This is a genomic window from Acetobacter sp. P1H12_c, from assembly GCF_018811975.1.
Lineage (GTDB): Bacteria > Pseudomonadota > Alphaproteobacteria > Acetobacterales > Acetobacteraceae > Acetobacter > Acetobacter persici.
The window spans coordinates 507,578-525,857 of sequence record NZ_JACRVR010000001.1 but is presented as its reverse complement, the minus strand read 5'-3'; the positions used below and the strand labels follow the sequence as shown (position 1 = coordinate 525,857).

General features: G+C 58.4%; 18 protein-coding genes, 2 tRNA genes and 2 pseudogenes. 12 read left to right on the top strand and 10 right to left on the bottom strand.

The features are described from left to right. Window positions 1-114: 114 nt before the first annotated feature. Window positions 115-831, bottom strand: a pseudogene (locus KP699_RS02500) (integrase core domain-containing protein); the annotation flags it as partial. Beyond that, a pseudogene (locus tag KP699_RS16350) lies at window positions 808-1,116 on the bottom strand (transposase); the annotation flags it as partial. The pseudogenes KP699_RS02500 and KP699_RS16350, both read right to left, overlap by 24 nt. Here KP699_RS16350 and KP699_RS02495 point away from each other — a divergent pair. The 3 genes from KP699_RS02495 (at window position 1,111) to KP699_RS02485 (ending at window position 2,654) form a co-directional block, all read left to right on the top strand. Next, entirely contained in the window at window positions 1,111-1,491 is a 381-nt protein-coding gene (locus KP699_RS02495; protein WP_063908733.1) for a hypothetical protein, read from the top strand. The pseudogene KP699_RS16350 and the gene KP699_RS02495 sit on opposite strands and share 6 nt — an antisense overlap. A 188-nt stretch (window positions 1,492-1,679) precedes the next feature. Further along, on the top strand, window positions 1,680-1,898 hold the full coding sequence (locus KP699_RS02490; RefSeq protein WP_025829084.1) for a hypothetical protein: 219 nt from the start codon (window positions 1,680-1,682) through the stop codon (window positions 1,896-1,898). 132 nt (window positions 1,899-2,030) lie between these two features. Beyond that, on the top strand, window positions 2,031-2,654 hold the full coding sequence (locus tag KP699_RS02485) for a hypothetical protein (RefSeq protein ID WP_025829086.1): 624 nt from the start codon (window positions 2,031-2,033) through the stop codon (window positions 2,652-2,654). 757 nt (window positions 2,655-3,411) lie between these two features. Here the strand turns inward: KP699_RS02485 and KP699_RS02480 are convergent. The 4 genes from KP699_RS02480 to gatC all read right to left on the bottom strand — a co-directional run bounded on the left by KP699_RS02480 (window position 3,412) and on the right by gatC (window position 6,861). Further along, window positions 3,412-3,501, bottom strand: a tRNA-Ser gene (locus KP699_RS02480). Between the two features lie 137 nt (window positions 3,502-3,638). Continuing rightward, window positions 3,639-5,093, bottom strand: a complete 1,455-nt coding sequence (gatB, locus tag KP699_RS02475) for an Asp-tRNA(Asn)/Glu-tRNA(Gln) amidotransferase subunit GatB (RefSeq protein WP_215761487.1) — start codon at window positions 5,091-5,093, stop codon at window positions 3,639-3,641. Continuing rightward, a complete protein-coding gene (gene gatA / locus KP699_RS02470) occupies window positions 5,090-6,574 on the bottom strand; it encodes an Asp-tRNA(Asn)/Glu-tRNA(Gln) amidotransferase subunit GatA (RefSeq protein WP_086655930.1) in 1,485 nt (494 codons plus the stop codon). Before gatA ends, gatB begins: the two co-directional genes overlap by 4 nt. Further along, window positions 6,574-6,861, bottom strand: coding sequence for an Asp-tRNA(Asn)/Glu-tRNA(Gln) amidotransferase subunit GatC (gene gatC, locus KP699_RS02465; protein ID WP_025829094.1), 288 nt, complete (start codon window positions 6,859-6,861; stop codon window positions 6,574-6,576). The genes gatA and gatC overlap by 1 nt, the downstream gene beginning before the upstream one ends. A 75-nt stretch (window positions 6,862-6,936) precedes the next feature. On the opposite strand from gatC, the gene ruvX reads away from it, so the two are divergent. The 4 genes from ruvX to KP699_RS02445 all read left to right on the top strand — a co-directional run bounded on the left by ruvX (window position 6,937) and on the right by KP699_RS02445 (window position 9,456). Beyond that, window positions 6,937-7,404 (top strand): Holliday junction resolvase RuvX, encoded by a 468-nt coding sequence (gene ruvX, locus KP699_RS02460; RefSeq protein ID WP_025829096.1) that lies wholly within the window; start codon window positions 6,937-6,939, stop codon window positions 7,402-7,404. Window positions 7,405-7,549: 145 nt separating this feature from the next. Beyond that, window positions 7,550-8,197 carry an endoglucanase gene (locus tag KP699_RS02455; RefSeq protein WP_252346726.1) on the top strand — a complete coding sequence of 216 codons (648 nt, stop codon included), beginning with the start codon at window positions 7,550-7,552 and terminating at the stop codon, window positions 8,195-8,197. A gap of 448 nt (window positions 8,198-8,645) precedes the next feature. Further along, complete coding sequence (locus tag KP699_RS02450) at window positions 8,646-8,849, top strand: hypothetical protein (protein ID WP_215761486.1); 204 nt, start codon at window positions 8,646-8,648, stop codon at window positions 8,847-8,849. Between the two features lie 139 nt (window positions 8,850-8,988). Further along, entirely contained in the window at window positions 8,989-9,456 is a 468-nt protein-coding gene (locus KP699_RS02445) for a hypothetical protein (protein ID WP_086655932.1), read from the top strand. A 173-nt stretch (window positions 9,457-9,629) separates the two neighbouring features. On the opposite strand, the gene KP699_RS02440 is transcribed toward KP699_RS02445, so the two are convergent. After that, window positions 9,630-9,704, bottom strand: a tRNA-Val gene (locus tag KP699_RS02440). 66 nt (window positions 9,705-9,770) lie between these two features. Between KP699_RS02440 and KP699_RS02435 the strand changes: the two genes are divergently transcribed. After that, window positions 9,771-10,697, top strand: coding sequence for an N-formylglutamate amidohydrolase (locus KP699_RS02435; protein WP_215761485.1), 927 nt, complete (start codon window positions 9,771-9,773; stop codon window positions 10,695-10,697). 11 nt (window positions 10,698-10,708) lie between these two features. On the opposite strand, the gene KP699_RS02430 is transcribed toward KP699_RS02435, so the two are convergent. After that, window positions 10,709-11,593, bottom strand: coding sequence for a glycosyltransferase family 2 protein (locus KP699_RS02430; protein WP_215761484.1), 885 nt, complete (start codon window positions 11,591-11,593; stop codon window positions 10,709-10,711). Between the two features lie 85 nt (window positions 11,594-11,678). Between KP699_RS02430 and KP699_RS16345 the strand changes: the two genes are divergently transcribed. Continuing rightward, window positions 11,679-12,158: a DUF333 domain-containing protein gene (locus tag KP699_RS16345; protein WP_252346725.1), complete on the top strand. Its 480-nt coding sequence runs from the start codon at window positions 11,679-11,681 to the stop codon at window positions 12,156-12,158. 138 nt (window positions 12,159-12,296) lie between these two features. Then, on the top strand, window positions 12,297-14,192 hold the full coding sequence (htpG, locus tag KP699_RS02420; RefSeq protein WP_215761483.1) for a molecular chaperone HtpG: 1,896 nt from the start codon (window positions 12,297-12,299) through the stop codon (window positions 14,190-14,192). A gap of 80 nt (window positions 14,193-14,272) precedes the next feature. Here htpG and mazG read toward each other — a convergent pair whose 3' ends face one another. Beyond that, entirely contained in the window at window positions 14,273-15,163 is an 891-nt protein-coding gene (gene mazG / locus KP699_RS02415; protein ID WP_215761482.1) for a nucleoside triphosphate pyrophosphohydrolase, read from the bottom strand. A 204-nt stretch (window positions 15,164-15,367) separates the two neighbouring features. Here mazG and argC point away from each other — a divergent pair, with 204 nt between their 5' ends. Together argC and KP699_RS02405 are read left to right on the top strand one after the other, a co-directional pair. Beyond that, on the top strand, window positions 15,368-16,288 hold the full coding sequence (argC, locus tag KP699_RS02410; RefSeq protein ID WP_212353874.1) for an N-acetyl-gamma-glutamyl-phosphate reductase: 921 nt from the start codon (window positions 15,368-15,370) through the stop codon (window positions 16,286-16,288). Between the two features lie 40 nt (window positions 16,289-16,328). Then, the gene (locus KP699_RS02405; protein WP_215761481.1) at window positions 16,329-17,060 is read left to right on the top strand and encodes an SDR family NAD(P)-dependent oxidoreductase; all 732 of its coding nucleotides are present in this window, start codon (window positions 16,329-16,331) and stop codon (window positions 17,058-17,060) included. A gap of 94 nt (window positions 17,061-17,154) precedes the next feature. Here the strand turns inward: KP699_RS02405 and KP699_RS02400 are convergent, their stop codons facing one another. Next, window positions 17,155-18,156 (bottom strand): MDR family oxidoreductase, encoded by a 1,002-nt coding sequence (locus KP699_RS02400; RefSeq protein ID WP_215761480.1) that lies wholly within the window; start codon window positions 18,154-18,156, stop codon window positions 17,155-17,157. Between the last annotated feature and the right edge of the window lie 124 nt (window positions 18,157-18,280).

Genomic DNA, 18,280 nt, shown 5'->3' with positions numbered 1-18,280 from the left:
AGACAGGCGGCAGTCGCCTCATATTTGACATACACACCGATGAACAGCTTTCCGCATAACGGACATGAGCCGCACGGTAATCCCCCCTTTTTTAATGGGGTTCTGACTGAGAATTTAGACAGTTGCTTTTAGTTTCTGGGCGGGTGTGAACCCGCCGTTCCCCATATTGGGTCTGTCATGGTTATATGTCCAGAGCCATTGTGTTGCGACTTCCTGCACGTCCTGAATGCTTTCAAATAGATGCTGCTCCAGCCATTCCTGCCGGACAGTTCTGTTGTAACGTTCAATATAGGCGTTCTGCTGCGGATTGCCCGGTTGCGTATAGATCAGGGTAATCCCCTGTTTTTCGGCCCATGAAACCACCGTATGACTGACATATTCAGGGCCATTGTCCATTCGGATATCGTCCTTGTTCTGGGGCAGATTGTCTTCCAGACGACGCACGAGGTCCGGATTGGCGAGGAAAGGCCGACCAAACGCAATGGCGTCCGCAACACCGGTAGCGACTGTCTCGATCGCTTCTTCCCGTGTGTAGTCCTGATTCAGAACCAGCGGCTTCCTGAAGACTTCGCGGATCGGACCATGCAGCTTGGGCTGGTCGGTCTTGCCGAACGTGCCGTTCGGTCCGGGCTCGCGCAGTTCAAGGAAAGCGATATCGAGGTCATTCAGCAGCTTTGCGGCCGGCACAAAAACCTGCCCTGGATGACTGTCGATGCAGCCCTGCGTATTGCCATTGGGGGACAGCCTTACTGACGTTTTGTGCGCGCCAATCGTTGCGATCACGCGTTCGGTGACTTCACGCAGGAAGCGGATGCGGTTTTCCATATCCCCACGGGCGCAGTAGATCTGTTCGTAAAGGTGACGCGCCTCGGACGTTGCCTGCGGCAGAGTGGTGACGATAAAACGATGATAGCGGTTGCCGTGGCGCCATTCGGCCTTGGCCACCACCAGCCTGCGGCGCGCCCAGCTGTCCTTTGTGATCCAGTCAAAGGAGGCAAAGCCGCGTGCCGCTTTGCCTGTCGCGGTGGCTGCGTCACAAACCTCGGCGGACAGGGAGGCAATCCGGTCATACAGGCGGGTGTTCCCTGCAAGCCCGAACAGGAAGTCAACGTGGTTGAGAGCCTGATCCGGCATTACGGTTGTGCCCCACCTGGCGCCGCCACTCTCCGCATCAACATGCCGCAACGGCTCGGCGCCATCATTCCGGAGGTTCTTCTGGACTCAGTCCATATTCCGGATCCCAGGATCTACAATCATGTGGTGGTAGGGCATGTCGCGATCGAAAGACTGGCCCGAAACCTCTCCCGCGCTTCCCAGACGACGACCGAAGAGACGCTCAAAATCATTGTTCATCATGGCCTCGAGCCCGTGCCCGACCGACGGGCTGTCAAGAATGCGCAGCAGGGACGCGACGCTGTATCGCGATCACAGAATGAAATCGAACGGCAAGCCGCCACAGGAAAAGCTAGAGGATGGGATATAGATTTTTAATATTTGTATTTTTTATTATTCTATCTTGATGGTTACTTATGACGATTTGAGCGGTGGTTCGAGGGTTCTTATCTTTTCTCCTCATGAGGTCTCATACCCGTAATTCCCCAGAGGATTTTTACCTTCTGACGTGTATCGGTCGTGGGGGTGTGAGCCTCGTTCCTCCAATATCGAACGAGAAAATCTTCATGTCTCAACACATCGTCTTATCGTCCCGCATGGAAGCGGACATCATGCAGATCGCCGCATTACACGGCCTTCTGGATTTCGCGCTCAGCGAATGTTTGGCTGGCAATGACGTCGACGGCACGGTCCTCGAAGGGGCCGTCGTGCTGACGCGTCACATCCGCCGAAGGTTCAGGCACCTGACCAACGCACTCCTGAGCCGTGAGGCCGTGATGCCGTAAAACGCGACTGAGCGCTGCACGCCAGACCAGTGGCAGGCTTGCCGTCACCTTATCACCTTCCCTTACATTCCGCGCGTTTCTGCATCGGGCTCATAGACCTGAGGGAGACGTGCGCCCTTTTGGATTATCCTCATGATCAACGACCATCTGAACAATACCCTCCCAAACTGGGTCTCCCGCACTCTTTTCCGCGACGAGGATCTGGATCGCTATGCCGCTCTGTCAAAGGAACTTCTCGTCACGCCGACGCAACAGATGCTCAAGTTCTGCGACGGCGGTCGCGCTCTGGTCGACCGCTACAACCGCGACAAGCCTCTGTGGAAGGCTTTCCGTCAGGCCGTGACCCAACGCCATCCGACGTTGCCGGCCTGGCAGGGCGACGTCCGGATCAAAGGCTATCGCATTGAATCCATCGTCGAGCTCGCCGTCTATCGCCGGATCGAGCGCATCTGTCCGCAAGCGGTGCGCGTGATGGTTCAGCCGCCTGTCAGAGAGAGTGTTGTCCAGGCGCGAGCCGACTTCGGGCTCTACGTCCGAGGGAAACCCACGTTGTATGTCGAAGTGGTCGGCACCGTCACCCGTGACGGACGCTCGATCTCAGAAGACGCCGAAGGCCTCCGCAACGCTATCGAGGAACGCCTGCTCCGCTATGTCGGGATGGCTCCGGTCGAAGTGCTGCACATCGATGAAGTATGCGATCCTGCCAGCCTGACGGCGCGTCTGGGGCAGGCTTTTGTCAGGGCTCAAGCCTTGTGAGCGCCTGACCTCAGTGAAGGCGAACGGGGGCGTGCACCAGGACAAGCCCCCGTCGGCTCCGGGTCAATGATGGAGCATGATGAATCGTATCAGCAAGGCCGCAGCGATCAGATAGAAAATGAGTGTCTCCAGGGCCACTGGAAGAGGCTGGGAACAGGCCCGACCGCGACGCGTTGAACCGCAAGGTCCACCTGATTCCATATCAGGGACATCCGCCCGGACCACCAGCTTGAGGACGTCCGCCAGAAGGAAGAGCGTTTTCCGGCCGAACTTGTATTTCGGGAGGAGCCCCTTGGCGACGTATCGGTCAACCGTCGCAACGTCGCATCGCAGATAGATCTCCGCTGCCTCGAGCCGGGTGATAAAGCGCCCCAATAGGCCAGACGTCTGTATGTCGTGCACCGCATGCACTCCTCAAGCCATGACGGTCGACCATCGACCGTCTTGTCGAACCACCTTGCCGAGGAGCTGGGGGGATCGGAGCTGGGGCTGTCTTGGGGAGGACGTTTGCCCTCGGTCACGAGGGGCTATGCTATGTTCTGTCGGGATGGAGAAGTATTAAACGAAAAGGCTCCTCAGCGTATTCTTGTTTTGTTCTATCAGAACACGCGGCGTTCTGCCAACACAAATCGTTCCAACGCGGTTTGAAGCCGCCCGACGCCACAGGAAACCGCAAACCATAAGGTGGGATGGATGATGGGAGCGTAAAATAAATCACTCGCAACACACTGATTTGTTTGATGTTTTTTGATTATGTTGGCGGAGGGGATGGGATTCGAACCCACGATACGGTTACCCGTATAACGATTTAGCAAACCGTCGCCTTCAGCCTCTCGGCCACCCCTCCGCAAGAAGAGTATGAAGTGTACACGACGTTTGCAGGGACGCTTTTAGGGGGTTCTGAGCATTCCGTCAAACCCCCTGAAAGACTTATTTGCAGGATATTTTAACCCCCTGCAAAAATTTTACACCGGCCCGCGGCCCTCAGGCGTCCAGCTTGGACTTAAGAGCACCATTCACCAGCGCGGGGTTGGCTTTCCCCTTGGTTTCCTTCATCACCTGCCCGACAAAGAAGCCGAACAGCTTGTCCTTCCCGGAGCGATATTCAGCCACTTTATCCGCGTTTTTGGCCATAACGGCATCAATCGCGGCATCAATCACGCCGGTATCCGTCACCTGACGCAGGCCTTTTTTCTCCACGATGGCATCCGGGCTTTCACCCGTTTCCACCATGTCTTCAAACACCTCTTTGGCAATTTTGCCGTTGATGGTGCTATCCGCAATCAGGTCCAGCATCTGGCCCAGCGCTTCCGCGCTGACAGGGCTGGTTTCAATGGTCTTGCCGGTGCGGTTCAGAGCAGCGAACAGATCCCCCGTCACCCAGGACACAGCCAGTTTGCCATCCCGCCCTTTGGCCACGGTTTCATAAAAATCCGCCACGGACTGCTCAGCCACCAGCACACCCGCATCATAGAACGGAATGCCGTAGTCATACTGGAAGCGGGCGCGTTTGGCATCCGGCAGTTCCGGCAGAGCCGCTTTCAGCGCATCCACCCAGTCCTGCTCAATTACCAGCGGCAGCAGGTCCGGGTCCGGGAAGTAGCGGTAATCATGCGCGTCTTCCTTGGAGCGCATGGTGCGCGTCTCACCCCGGGCAGCGTCAAACAGACGGGTTTCCTGATCAACCTCGCCACCGTTTTCCCAGATTTCAACCTGACGGGCAGCTTCCACCTCAATGGCCTGCATGACAAAGCGGATGGAGTTGACGTTCTTGATCTCACACCGCGTACGGAACGGCTCACCCGCCTTACGAACAGACACGTTCACGTCTGCCCGCATGGAGCCTTCTTCCATATTGCCGTCACAGGTACCCAGATAGCGCAGGATCTGGCGCAGCTTGCGCAGATAGGCCCCGGCTTCTTCCGGTTCACGGATATCCGGTTCACTGACAATTTCCATCAGCGCCACACCGGCACGGTTCAGGTCCACCATGGATTTGGTGGGGTCCTGATCATGGATCAGCTTGCCGGCATCCTGTTCCATATGCAGGCGCGTGATGCCGATTTTCCGGGTTTCACCGCTGGACAGCTCAATTTCAATCGTGCCCTCACCCACAATCGGGTGTGCGAACTGGCTGATCTGATAGCCCTGCGGCAGATCGGCATAGAAATAGTTCTTCCGGTCAAACCGGCTTTCCAGATTAATGCGGGCGTTCAGGCCCAGCCCGGTCCGCACGGCCTGCGCCACACATTCCCGGTTGATCACCGGCAGCATGCCCGGAAATGCTGCGTCAACCAGACTGACCTGAGAATTCGGCTCCGCCCCAAAGGTGGTGGAGGCACCAGAGAACAGCTTGGATTTACTGACAACCTGTGCGTGGACTTCCAGCCCAACCACAATTTCCCAGCTACCGGTTTTGCCTTCAATCACGTAGCTCATACGCCTGCCTCCGCATGCAGGGCGGGCTTGTGGGCAAAGCCCGCAGCCGCTTCCAGCGCGCCGCCCACGGACAGCACGGTTTCTTCATCAAAATGCCGGCCAATAATCTGCAACCCAAGCGGCAGACCTCTGGAATCCAGCCCGACCGGCACGGACATTGCCGGAACCCCGGCCATGCTGGCAGGCACGGTGAAGATGTCATTCAGATACATCTGCACCGGATCATCCATATTTTCACCCTGCGCGAAGGCAGCACTCGGGGCGGTGGGGGTCAGCAGAACATCCACCTGCTCAAACGCCTGCACAAAATCCCGCTTAATCAGGGTGCGGACTTTCTGAGCCTTCAGATAATAGGCATCATAATACCCGGCGGACAGCACATAGGTGCCCATCAGAATACGGTTGCGCACCTCCGGCCCGAAGCCTTCCGCGCGGGTGCGCTCATAAATGCCATCCAGCGTGGGGGCATCCTGACGCTCACCGAAGCGAATTCCGTCATACCGCGCAAGGTTGGAGGAGCATTCAGCCGGGGCAATAATATAGTACGTGGCCAGACCGTATTTGGTGTGCGGCAGAGACACATCGACCACCTCACACCCGGCCTCACGCAGCCAGGCGATGCCCTGCTCCCACATTTTGGCAATTTCTTCTGGCATGCCGGGCGCGCGATATTCCGCAGGGATGCCGACCCGCAGACCTTTTACGCTTTTGCCAACCGCTTTGGAAAATTCCGGCACGGGGCGATTTGAGCTGGTGCTGTCTTTTTCATCAAAGCCAGCCATAGCTTCCAGCATCAGCCCGGCATCGGCCACGCTGCGCGTCATCGGGCCAGCCTGATCCAGAGAGCTTGCAAAGGCAATCGTGCCCCAGCGGCTGCACCGGCCATAGGTCGGCTTCAGCCCGACAATCCCGCAGAACGCCGCAGGCTGACGGATGGAACCGCCGGTATCCGTGCCGGTTGCGGCCAGCGCAAGACCAGCAGCCACAGCAGCGGCAGACCCGCCGGAGGAGCCGCCGGGTACCAGAGCGGCATCATCACCCTGACGCTTCCACGGGTTCAGCACTGAGCCGAACGCGGAGGTAATGTTGGCGGACCCCATGGCAAATTCATCAAGATTGGTCTTGCCCAGAAAGACCGAACCCGCCTCCAGCAGGCGCGCCGTCACGCTGCTTTCATACGGCGGCACGAAGTTGGCCAGCATCTTGCTCGCAGCGGTCGTCTTCACACCTTTGGTGCAGAACAGGTCCTTCACGCCCACCGGCAGGCCGTCCATCAGCCGCGCAGCGCCACTGGCGTAACGGGCGTCTGCGGCATCGGCCGCAGCCAGAACGTCCTGCTCCGGCAGCACCGTAATATAGGCATTCAGCTGCGTGTTCAGGCGGCCAATGGCGTCCAGATGCGCCTGAGCAAGCTCACGGGCAGAAAATTTACGGGCCGCAAGCCCCGCGCGCGCTTCAGTCAGCGTCAGTCCGGTCAGCATTATTCAACAACCTTGGGTACTGTGTAGAAGGGGCCGGATTTTTCCGGCGCGCAGGAGAGGATGGCGTCCCGGCAATTGCCGTCCGTCACCGCGTCGTCCCGTTGGCGCAGCGCCTCAGTCTCGGTGCCCACCATGGGGGGCACGCCCTCAACATCCACCTCGGAGAGCTGATCAACCCAGCCCAGGATGCCGTCCAGCTTCTGGCGGACAGTTTCAAGCTCAGCATCTTCAAGGCCGATGCGGGCCAGTTTTGCAATACGTCGGGTGGTCGCGAGGTCGAGCGACATGAAAGCAGACTCTCTTCAGCTATGGAGGAAAAAAGCCCTAGCATAATCGGGCGCAAGGCAACATACCGTGCAGACATGGCTCTGTTCAACCTTACCGACCTCGCCGCCACTCTGGCCCGTGATGACCGCCTGCTGGGCATTGACCCCGGCCGCAAGCAGGTGGGGCTGGCGCTGTCCGATGTCTCCCGCATGGTGGCGACCCCGCTGGAGACTGTAAAGCGCGGCAAGCTGGGCGCCATGGCGGAGCATATCCGCGCGCTGGCGGCAAAGCATGGCATTGGCGGCATGGTGGTGGGCATTCCGCTCTCACTGGATGGCACCTTCGGCCCCGCCGCGCAGGCCAGCAAGGACTGGGCGACTGCCCTTTCTGAACAGACTGGCCTGCCCGTGTGCCTGTGGGATGAACGGCTCTCCTCCTCTGCCGTCAACCGGATGCTGATTGAGGAAGCAGACCTCTCACGCAGCAAACGCAATGAAGTCGTGGATCAGCTCGCCGCAGCCTATATCCTGCAGGCAGCTCTGGATTGCATTCCCCGCACCTGACGAAACCTTCTGGCAGTTCAAGACGTTACGCCGTGAGGACTGAAGCGAGGTCACGCTCTGCCCCGGCATGGGCTGATCTCATATTTGCCATAAAGCCACGGCAAGACATTTGTAACGTAGCAAAAATCGTATGGAGGCTATTTCAATGACGTTTGCGACATTCCGGACCGCCCTGACCACAATGCTGGGGGCTGCGGCCTTCACCCTCACCCTGCCCGCAGCCCATGCTGAAGAGCAGGGCGCCGTGAACCGGGCATGGAACGACACACGTCAGGCAACAGATAACGCGTGGGATAAAACCAAGAGCGGGTCTGAAAAGGCATGGGACAAGACCAAGCAAGGCACCAGCAACGCCTGGGATAAAACCAAAAGCGGGTCCGAAAAGGCTTGGGACAAGACCAAGCAAGGCACCAGCAACGCTTGGGATAAAACCAAAAGCGGGTCCGAAAAAGCCTGGGATAAGACCAAGGACGGCACCAGCAACGCATGGGATAAAACCAAAAGCGGGTCCGAAAAAGCCTGGGATAAGACCAAGGATGGCACCAGCAATGCCTGGGATAAAACCAAAAACGGGTCCGAAAAGGCTTGGGACAAGACCAAGGAAGGCACAAACAACGCCTGGGATAAAACCAAAAGCGGGACTGAGAAAGCCTGGGACAAGACCAAAGAAGGTACGTCTGACGCCGCAAAATCCACCAAAAACTGGGGCAAGCGGACGGGCAAAGCTATTGGTAACTGGGGCGATAAAGCCGGAAAAGATATCAGCAACACCTTTTCTGGTGACCGCAAATAACAGCACTGAACGGGGCAAGGTTTTCTTGCCCCGCCTTTGTAAAAAAGCCCCGCTCTCCTCAGGAGGCGGGGCTTTTTTACAAAATAGCTAAACGACCCGGCTATGGCTCAGACCACTCCCCGGCCACGCACCATTCACGCAGCATTAAAGACACCCGACATTTTCTGAACAGGCGCGCCGAAGCCTGCGCCGTTGCCGGATGGAGAGACGGACTTTGCGCACCCCATCCTTTAAAGCCAGCCAGTACGCCCAGAATGCCGTCATGATATCCTCTCAATACTGTGATCGTTCAAAATAATGGGCAATAATGGCCCCAGTATGACGCTCTTTGCTGCGTATATTAACAAAATGTTTCTTCTTTTTATTTCATAGAAACGTCACATCCGACCTGACATGATGGTGCTAGAACGCCGTCAGTTCCGCTTCCAAACAGCAGAAGACACTTGCTATGACACGCCTTCAGCCCACGACCGGCTCAGCACCTTCCAATGAAAAATGGCGCGAAGCCGTTCATGAGACACTTCGCAAAACGCTTCTCTATATCTGGGAACAACCCAATTACACTCCGCTTCAGGCCCGCCGGGACGCACAGAACAGCAAAACGCATTCTGCCTCCACCGCACTGGTTCTTTCCGGCCACATCGGGGGCTAACGCGCCGCGCCCGTTGTGGCTCCCTGCCAGAGAGCAACGCGCGCCTTAAAATTTAGGGAAACAGAGGACCTGTCCGAACGTCTCTATACAGACATGCCTGCACCAGAGGCATTCTGAGAGAAGGAGGAGAGGGTTCCTGATGCACTATTTATCCCGCCTGACGTTTGCAATCGGCAGCGTCATGCTCATGCTGCTTGCTGTGCTTCTGGCCGCATTTGGGATGTCTGGCCTGATAGAAACACTCCTGCATTCCTGGCAGGACGGACAGAAGGCGGTGGTGCATGCCATCAGCTATGTCGTTATTTCCATGGCGGTGTTTGATGTCGCCAAATATTTCATGGAAGAAGAAGTCATTCTCTCCCGTGGCAAGCAGACTCTGGCAGAAGCCCGGACCAGCCTGACAAAATTCATCACATCAATTATTATCGCTGTGTTTGTTGAAGGGCTGGTCGGTATTTTTGAAACAAACAAGGAAAGCCCCGCGACCATCCTCTACCCCGCCTCTCTGCTACTTGTCGCCACGGGGATCGTGCTTGCGCTCGGCATCTATCAGAAACTGAGCGTGACAGCCGAACGCGAGAAAAAACAGGAAAATTTAACAGATTGAGAAAAGCCTTCCTGTGAAACAGCAATCAGTCACAAGGAAATTTTCTGAGGGCATGCGTCAGGCACAGATTCACAGATCAGGCAAAGCCTGCACGCAGCATCCGGGTGCCACTAACGAAACTATTTTCAGGGAATAAATTTTCTGGCAAAGCCGCAGAAATCACCGGTCAAAGATGGTGGGCGCAACAGGGATTGAACCTGTGACCCCTACCATGTCAAGGTAGTGCTCTACCGCTGAGCTATGCGCCCATCTTTGACCGTGGGCCGCGTTCTATCGTGCTTGCGTTCAAAGTGCAAGCCCTCAATGATAGCCGGATGAAAAATATTACGCATAGCCTGATTCAACGGGGTCTGGCCCGTGTCTTACCGGGCGTGCCCGCCAGCCTTCCGCAGGAGGCAGACCGCGTGCAGGCCCCTGCTCCTGTGCTGGTCTCCGGCCAGCCGGACACCCCTGTGGTACTGGCCTCCCCGCATTCCGGCCGCTTTTACCCTGAAGCCTTTGTGCGGGAGAGCCGCCAGCCGCTGAACATTCTGCGCAGCGGAGAAGACAGCTATGTGGAAGAACTGGCGGCCAGCGCGCACGCCCTCGGCCCCATGTTTGTCCACGCGACCTTCCCTCGTGTTTTCTGTGATGTGAACCGGGCCGCGTGGGATCTGGACCCGCGCATGTTCAATACGCCGGTTCCGGCATTTGTGCGGGCTACATACCGGGGGCTGGCGGGCCTTGGGTCCGTACCCCGCATTGTGGCTGATAACCGCCAGATTTACCGCGCCCGGATGCCATTCATGGACGCCGCCCTGCGAATCCGGGATTACTGGATGCCCTACCACGCCACTCTGGCCGCAGCCCTGCGCAAGACCCATGCCCGGCATGGCATCAGCTTGCTGCTGGACCTTCATTCCATGCCAGACGCGCCGGAGGCCGGAAGCCCGGACTTTGTGCTCGGAGACGCGCACGGCGCAAGCTGCTCCGGCCTCCTGATACAGGCCGCTGAAGAGGTGCTACAGGGCATGGGCTTTAAAACCTCCCGCAACACGCCTTATGCCGGGGGATATATTACACAGCATTATGGCCGCCCGCGTGAGGGCCTGCATGCCTTACAAATTGAAATGCGTCGCAGCCTGTATATGGATGAAAAAACGCGCGAAAAACACACTGGCTTCTCTGACCTGCAACGCGCTCTTGCCCAAATGACAGAACGCCTGACGACTGCCCTCCAGACGCGCGAAATCAATGGCTAGAGCGTGCGTTTTCAGAAAGCGCTCAAAAAGCGCTCTGGAATTCTGTGCAGACCGCTTTCTCCCCCGGCAGTGACAATCCCGGCAAGATCAAGCGTGTCTAAAGATGTTTCCGAACGGGTTTTCTGGAAAGCTCTGATAAACCCGACCATTGCCTGATCTTCCATACGGTGCGATTCTCCGTGTCGCAAAGCCCGGGCCTGCGCACTCCATGGCAACGCACGAGTAACACTGAGACGCTTAAGCACGACGTCTTCATCCGCATATTTCAGGTGAAACATCCACAATGCTGTATCCAGCGTTTTGTGTTCTTTGCAGTCATGGAAACCCGGCCCCCACGTCAGAGGTACGGAAGACAGCAGGGTTTTACAGGACCAGACTCTGACCGCGCCATAAGGTCGCTGCACCAAAATGGGATGATCCCATTGCACAGGCGAAAGATCCTGTGCAGCCGCAATAACATCTACCCCGACACAGCGGATACTGGTCGCCGGCGCATGGGCGGCATACTCCTGCAAGGACGCAAACCGCGCAGGGTCCGCTACCAGAAATTCATCACAATCCGTGAAAAGCACCGTCCGATATTTTTTGAGGAGCTTTTTCTGAAACGCCTGGATCTGCGCACAGCGGTCAACCTCATCCAGTTCGGCCCGTTTGAGGGGTGTAACCTCACATCCGGGCAGGTCGGGCAGGCTGTCACTCCCGTGATCGAGAACGAAAATATTTCCCGCCCCTGCCTGCGCGCGGTAATATGCGGCCCAGACAGGCAACATACGGTGTTCATTATAAACCATGGTAAACACGGCCAGCGGCTTACGGGCGTCAGGCTGCTTCCGGCCCGGCCCGTGGCGGAACACCTGCGCAAAGGCTGCTCTGACTCTTTTCCAGATGGATGCCACAGGGCCCTCCGTTTTTGAGTGTGAGAGAAATTTGACCAGAGTGCCGCATTTATACCCTGATGCCGTAATGCTTTCAGCACAGGACATGCCGCACGCACCGGGCTGGCTGGCACGCGACCAGAGCCATATTCAGGAGAAGACACACATGATCAACGTATTTTCTGCCTCTTTCGGCACACGCCGTAAAAAACTGACCGGCACGGCCATGCTGGGTGCGGCCATGCTGGCACTGGCCGCGTGCCAGACGGCCCCCGCCACAGCCGGAGAGCCTGCAAACGGTTCCACCTCCGGCACCGCTCTGCCACAGGGCGTGACCACACAGACAGCCCCTGCCACAGGCACCACGACCACGCCCGCCGCGACCTCCCCGCAACGCAGCAAGCTGATTGGCATGGCAAACCCGGCCTCCGTCCACTGCATCAACGCAGGCGGCAAGCTGGAAATCCGCACCGGGGCCTCTGGCGGGCAGTATGGCATCTGCCACATGCCTGATGGCAACAGTTGCGAGGAATGGTCCTTCTTCCGTACGGGCAAATGCACGGCTGAAACCCTGAAAAACCGATAACATTCTGCACCGGGAGATATTGAAAAAATCTCCCGTTCATCTCATTTCTTAGTTCATGCAGGAGGTGGCAGCGTTTGGCCTGATGGCAAAGGCTGCTGCGCTCATGATGCAGTATGACGCATGAATGCGGGGAATGAGATGACTGAAACAGCCACGGGCGCCACGCCCGCACAGGGCAGCGAAACACGGGAATTCAGCGCGGAAGTCGGGCGGCTGCTCGACCTTGTTGTGCATTCGCTCTATTCTGAACGGGAAATTTTTCTGCGTGAACTGGTTGCCAACGCAGCCGATGCCACAGACCGCCGCCGTTTTGAGGCTCTGACCGATGGCGCCCGCGCGCTGCCGGAAGATGCCAAAATCCGCATCAACCCGGAAAAAGACGCCCGCCTGCTGACCATCAGCGATGATGGCGCGGGGATGAGCAAGGAAGAGCTGGTCTCCAATCTGGGCACAATCGCCAAATCCGGCACGCGGGCCTTTGGCCAGAAGCTGGAAAGTGCAAAGCCGGAAGACCGCCCGAACCTGATCGGCCAGTTTGGCGTGGGCTTTTACGCCGCGTTTATGGTGGCGGACAAGGTTGACGTCGTCTCCCGTCGCGCAGGTTCGGACGAGGCCTGGCGCTGGACGTCCGACGGCAAAGGCTCCTACACGCTGGCCCCCGCCACGCGGGAAAAAGCCGGGACGGACATTACGCTGCATATCAAGGAAGACGCAGACGAGTTCCTTGATAGCTGGCGTCTGGAAGCTGTTATCCGCAAATGGTCTGACCATATTGCATGGCCTGTCACCATTACAAAAGACGGCAAGGAAGAAGCCGCGAACGAGGGTACAGCCCTGTGGCGCAAGCCGCGCAGCGAAATTACGGACGATCAGCTCAACGAATTCTATCGTCACCTGACCCATAATTTCGATACGCCGTGGGATACGCTGCACTGGCGCGCTGAAGGCACCATTGAATTCTCCGCCCTGCTGTTTGTACCGGGCAGCCGCCCGTTTGAATTTGCCGAGCAGACGCGCGAAAGCCGCGTCCGGCTGCATGTCCGCCGCATGTTCATCACGGATGAAGCCGAGATCCTGCCCACATGGCTGCGCTTTGTGCAGGGCGTTGTGGATACGGAAGACCTGCCGCTGAACGTCTCGCGTGAAATGCTTCAGGCCACCCCGGTTCTGGCCCGTATCCGCAAGGCCGTGACCAACAAGGTGATGGGCGAACTCAAAACCCGCGCCAAGGATGAAGAGGCCTATGCCAGCTTCTGGGAAAACTTCGGCCCGGTGCTGAAGGAAGGCATGTGGGATGACCCGGCACACCGCACGGAGGTTGCAGCCCTCAGCCGCTTCCGCTCCAGTGCTGTCGAAGGGCTGATCTCTCTGGATGCCTATATCAGCCGCATGAAGCCCGAGCAGGACGCAATTTATTATCTGACGGGCGACAACGCGGAAACACTGGCGGCGTCCCCGCAGATTGAAGGCTTCAGGGCGCGTGGCGTGGAAGTCCTGCTGCTGTCTGACGCGGTGGATTCCTTCTGGCCGGAACGTCTGGGCACGTATGAAGGCAAAGCCCTGCGCAATGTGGCACAGGGCCAGACGGACCTTGAAAAATTCGGTGCGCCAGCAGAAAGCGATGCAGAAAAAGCCGACATGGAAACACTGGTCCCTGCGCTGAAAACCGCGCTGGGTGAAACCGTGTCCGACATTCGCGCCACAGACCGTCTGGTCAACAGCGCCATGGTGCTGACAGCACCAGAAGGCGGCCCGGACCTGCAACTGCAAAAGCTCATGCAGCGCAGCGGCCAGAGCCTTCCGCCTGTCACGCCGGTGCTGGAACTCAACCCGGCCCATCCGATCATCCACCATCTGGCGGGACTGGTTAAAGACGGAAAATCTGTGGACACACTGGCCCATATCCTGCTGGATGTTGCCAGCATCCAGAATGGTGAGCCGCCGAAAGACGTGAATGCGTTCTCCCGCAGGCTGATGGACTATCTGGCTGGCGGCGTCGAAACCGCAAGCACGGAAGCGCCGTCCAAAGACTGATCAGCCCACCCTCTGTTCACATGCTAAAAACCGGCTCCTTCCGCAGAGGGGGCCGGTTTTTTACATTTTAAATCCCCTGTTCAGCCTTCACGCTTTTTAACGCGGTCCCAGACATCATCCAGATATGCCACCGGTTCATCCTGCATGGACCGGCCTTCTGCCGCCAGTTCCGCCTCCACCGCCTGAAAGCGGCGGGTAAACTTGTCACACGCCTGACGCAGGCAGGCCTCCGGGTCCAGCTTCAGCCGTCTGGCCAGACTGGCGAGCGAGAACAGGACATCCCCCAGTTCATCCTGCATTCTGGCGCGGTCATTTGCCTCCATTTCCACGGCAAACTCTTCCATTTCCTCATGCACCTTGGCCACAACGCCCTGCACATCCGGCCAGTCAAACCCGACGCGGGCCGCCCGAGACGCAATTTTTGAGGCCCGCAGCAAGGCGGGTAAGGCGGGTGGAATACCGGCCAGCGCGCTGGACTTCTGGCCCGGCGCACTCAGCGTCTGTCGCTCTTTTTCTTTAAGCTGCTCCCACTGTCCCGGCATCGCGTCGGCCGTTGTCCGGACGGCAGCTGCCTGCTGCCCGGAACCCAGCACATCCGGCCCGAACGTCACATGCGGGTGGCGACGGATCATTTTCTCGGTAATCAGGCGGGCAACAGTCGCAAAATCAAAATGCCCTTCCTCTTCCGCCAGACGCGCCTGATAGACCACCTGCAACAGCAGATCCCCCAGTTCATCCGGAAAGGCGTTCCAGTCCTGCTTCTGGATGGCATCCAGAACCTCATACGCCTCTTCAATGGCGTAGGGGGCTATGGTTTCATGCGTCTGTTCTTTATCCCACGGACAGCCATGCTCCGGGTCCCGCAGGCGGGCCATCAGCGCCACAAGGCGCGTCAGCTCACGGGCGGCATCCGTCTGGCCGACTGTTTCAGGCAAAACAGCCCCTGAACTGGCAATATTTTTTGCGACCATGCCCCCCTGCGCTCCCTTCAATTCTGTGTGTTTTCCCGCATATCAGCCCTGCACCGGCAAGGTGTTTTTCACGCATCCCCCTTCCGCCACAAGGGACTTACCCCGTATATGCGGAAGCAGAGAGACCGAACAGCCCGCACGCCACAACTCCGTGGACAGGGCGGAGACAGGGAGCCTCCCGGTATCAGGGTGGAGGATAAAGGCATGACACAGCAGCCCGTTATTTTTATCGATGGGGAAGCAGGCACCACCGGTCTGGGTATCCGGGACCGTCTGTCTGCCCTGCCCGTGCGCATCCACTCCATTGACCACACCCGCCGCAAAGATCCGGCCGCCCGTAAGGACGCCATGGCAGCGGCGGATCTGGTTGTGCTGTGCCTGCCGGATGATGCATCCCGTGAGGCCGTGACAATAGCCGAAACGCTCGGGGAAAACGCCCCCCGTATTCTGGACGCCAGCACGGCGTTCCGTACAGCGCCGGGCTGGGTCTATGGTTTTCCGGAGCTTTCTGCCGCACAGAGCGAGGCCATTCAGGCTGCCCCCCGCGTTTCAAACCCCGGCTGCTATCCTACGGGAGCCATAGCACTTCTGCGCCCGCTGATTGAGGCGGGCATTATGGAGCCGCATTATCCGGTGTGTGTAAATGCGGTCAGCGGCTATTCCGGCGGTGGCCGCGCGATGATTGAAGCGCATACGCGGGACGGTGGACCGGCGTTTGAGCTCTATGGCCTCGGGCTGGAGCACAAGCATGTGCCGGAAATCCACCTGCATGCCGGTCTGACGCGCCGCCCGGTTTTTGTGCCCTCTGTCGGGCATTTTGCACAAGGAATGATTGTTTCCATCCCCCTGCATCTGGATGACCTGAATGGCGGCGTGACGGTGGAGGACCTGCACACCGCACTGGCGGCCCGTTATGCGGGGCAGGACCGCGTGCATGTGCTGGCCGCGGAGCCAAAACTCTCGGCAGAGGCTCTGGCGGGGCGTGACACAATGGAACTGCGGGTGCATGGCGCCCCCCATTCCCGTCAGGCAGTGCTGACAGCGCGGCTGGATAACCTTGGTAAAGGGGCCTCCGGCGCGGCGTTGCAGAATATTGCCCTCATGCTCGGCCTCCCGCAGGCCTGAGCGTTCATCCCCTTCTTTTTTTCAAACAGGAGTTCTGAGCATGACACAACGTGTAGCACTGATCACTGGTGGTAGCCGCGGCATCGGGGCCGGTATTGCGGAAGCTCTGGCTAAAGACGGGTTTGATATCGCCCTGACCTATGCCCGTAACGCAGACGCCGCCGAAGCCACGGCCGCGAAGGTCCGCGCGCAGGGGCGTAAAGCCCTGTGTATTCAGGCTGACGGCACCACAGTGAAGGGCAACCAGACAGGCGTTGCTGAAACGGTTAAGGACTTTGGCCGTATTGATACGCTGGTCTGCAACGCCGGGACGTATCCGTATGGCCCGATTGGCGAAATGAGCGTTGAGCAGATTGAGCATGTGCTGAACCTGAACGTGCGCGCCGTGATGGTGGAAACCATGGAAGCGGTGAAGCACATGAAGGAAGGCGGGCGCATTATTTTCATCGGGTCCGCTTTTGGCGCACGCGCGCCCTTCCCCGGTATTTCTCTCTATGCCGCTACCAAGGCAGCCCTGCGCGGCTTTGCACAGGGCGTTGCGCGGGACCTTGGCCCCAAAGGCATTACCGCCAACGTGGTGGAACCCGGTCCGATTGATACGGACATGAACCCCGCAACAGGGGACGTTGCCAAGCTGATCAGCAGTTTTGTGGCAACTGGCAAATACGGCTCGGTGCAGGATATTGCCAGCATGGTCTCCTTCCTCGCCAGCCCGCAGGCTGGATACATCACCGGTGCAGCCCTGCCGGTGGATGGTGGTCTGGAAGCCTGATTTCCAGCACTGACGTTTTTAGACGATCAGTTGAGAATACCGGGGAAGCAAAAGCCGCTTTCCCGGTATTTTTTTATGTCTGCCTTGCGCGCCCTTACCCGGCGTTTTCAGGGGCAGCCAGTCTGACCAGAATGCGGCCTCTGATTTTGCCGTCCAGAAGATCCGCCGCCGCCTGCTTCACGTCCGGCAGCGTGATTTCTGTCAGAATACCGTTCAGCTTTTCCGGGTCGATCAGCTCGGCCAGTTGCTGCCATGCGGCGAGACGCTCTTCCTTCGGGCAATAGACGCTATCAATCCCTACCAGCGTGACCCCACGCAGGATGAAGGGCGCAACCGTCGCGGGAAAATCCATGCCCGCCGCAAGACCACAGGCCGTCACCACACCCTGATATTTCATGGACGCACAGATGGCCGCCAGCACGGCTCCCCCGGCCACATCGACCGCACCGGCCCATTGTGCTTTTTCCAGAGGGCGTGTCATCCGCAGCAGCGTCTGACGCGGCAGAATATCCGAGGCCCCGAGCTTCCGCAGCACCGGTTCTTCTTCCGGGTGGCCGGTTACGGCCGTCACTTCATACCCCAGCTTGCTCAGCAGCATCAGCGCAACACTGCCGACACCACCGGACGCGCCCGTCACGACAATCGGGCCGCTTTTGGGCGTCACGCCTTCACGGATCAGGGCGCGTACGCACAGCATGGCGGTATACCCCGCCGTCCCGAGCGCCATGGCCTGCCGGGCACTCAGCGCGGAGGGAAGCGGAATCAGCCAGTCTCCCGGCACGCGCACCCGCTCAGCCAGACCGCCCCAGTGACTTTCCCCGGCCCCCCAGCCATTCAGCACAACACGCTGGCCAGCCACCAGACCGGGATGGGAGGACGTCTCAACCGTTCCCGCACAGTCAATGCCCGGCACCATCGGGTAAGACCGCACAATCGGCCCCTTGCCGGTAATGGCGAGGGCATCCTTGTAGTTCAGGGTAGACCACTCGACCCGTACCGTAACATCCCCCTCGGGCAACTGAGCGTCTGACAGAGACTGCTCTCTGACATTCTGGGCACCTTCGGACATTTTTTCGATGAGCAAGGCTGGGAACATGGTCTATCTCCTTCAAAACGCTCAACGCCCTTTTTGCGTTGAAGATCACCCCACTACGCTCTTTTTTAGAAAAGGGTGATCACAAAGCCGCTGGGCGCTCAGGGCTGCTCGGCCAAATCTGGGA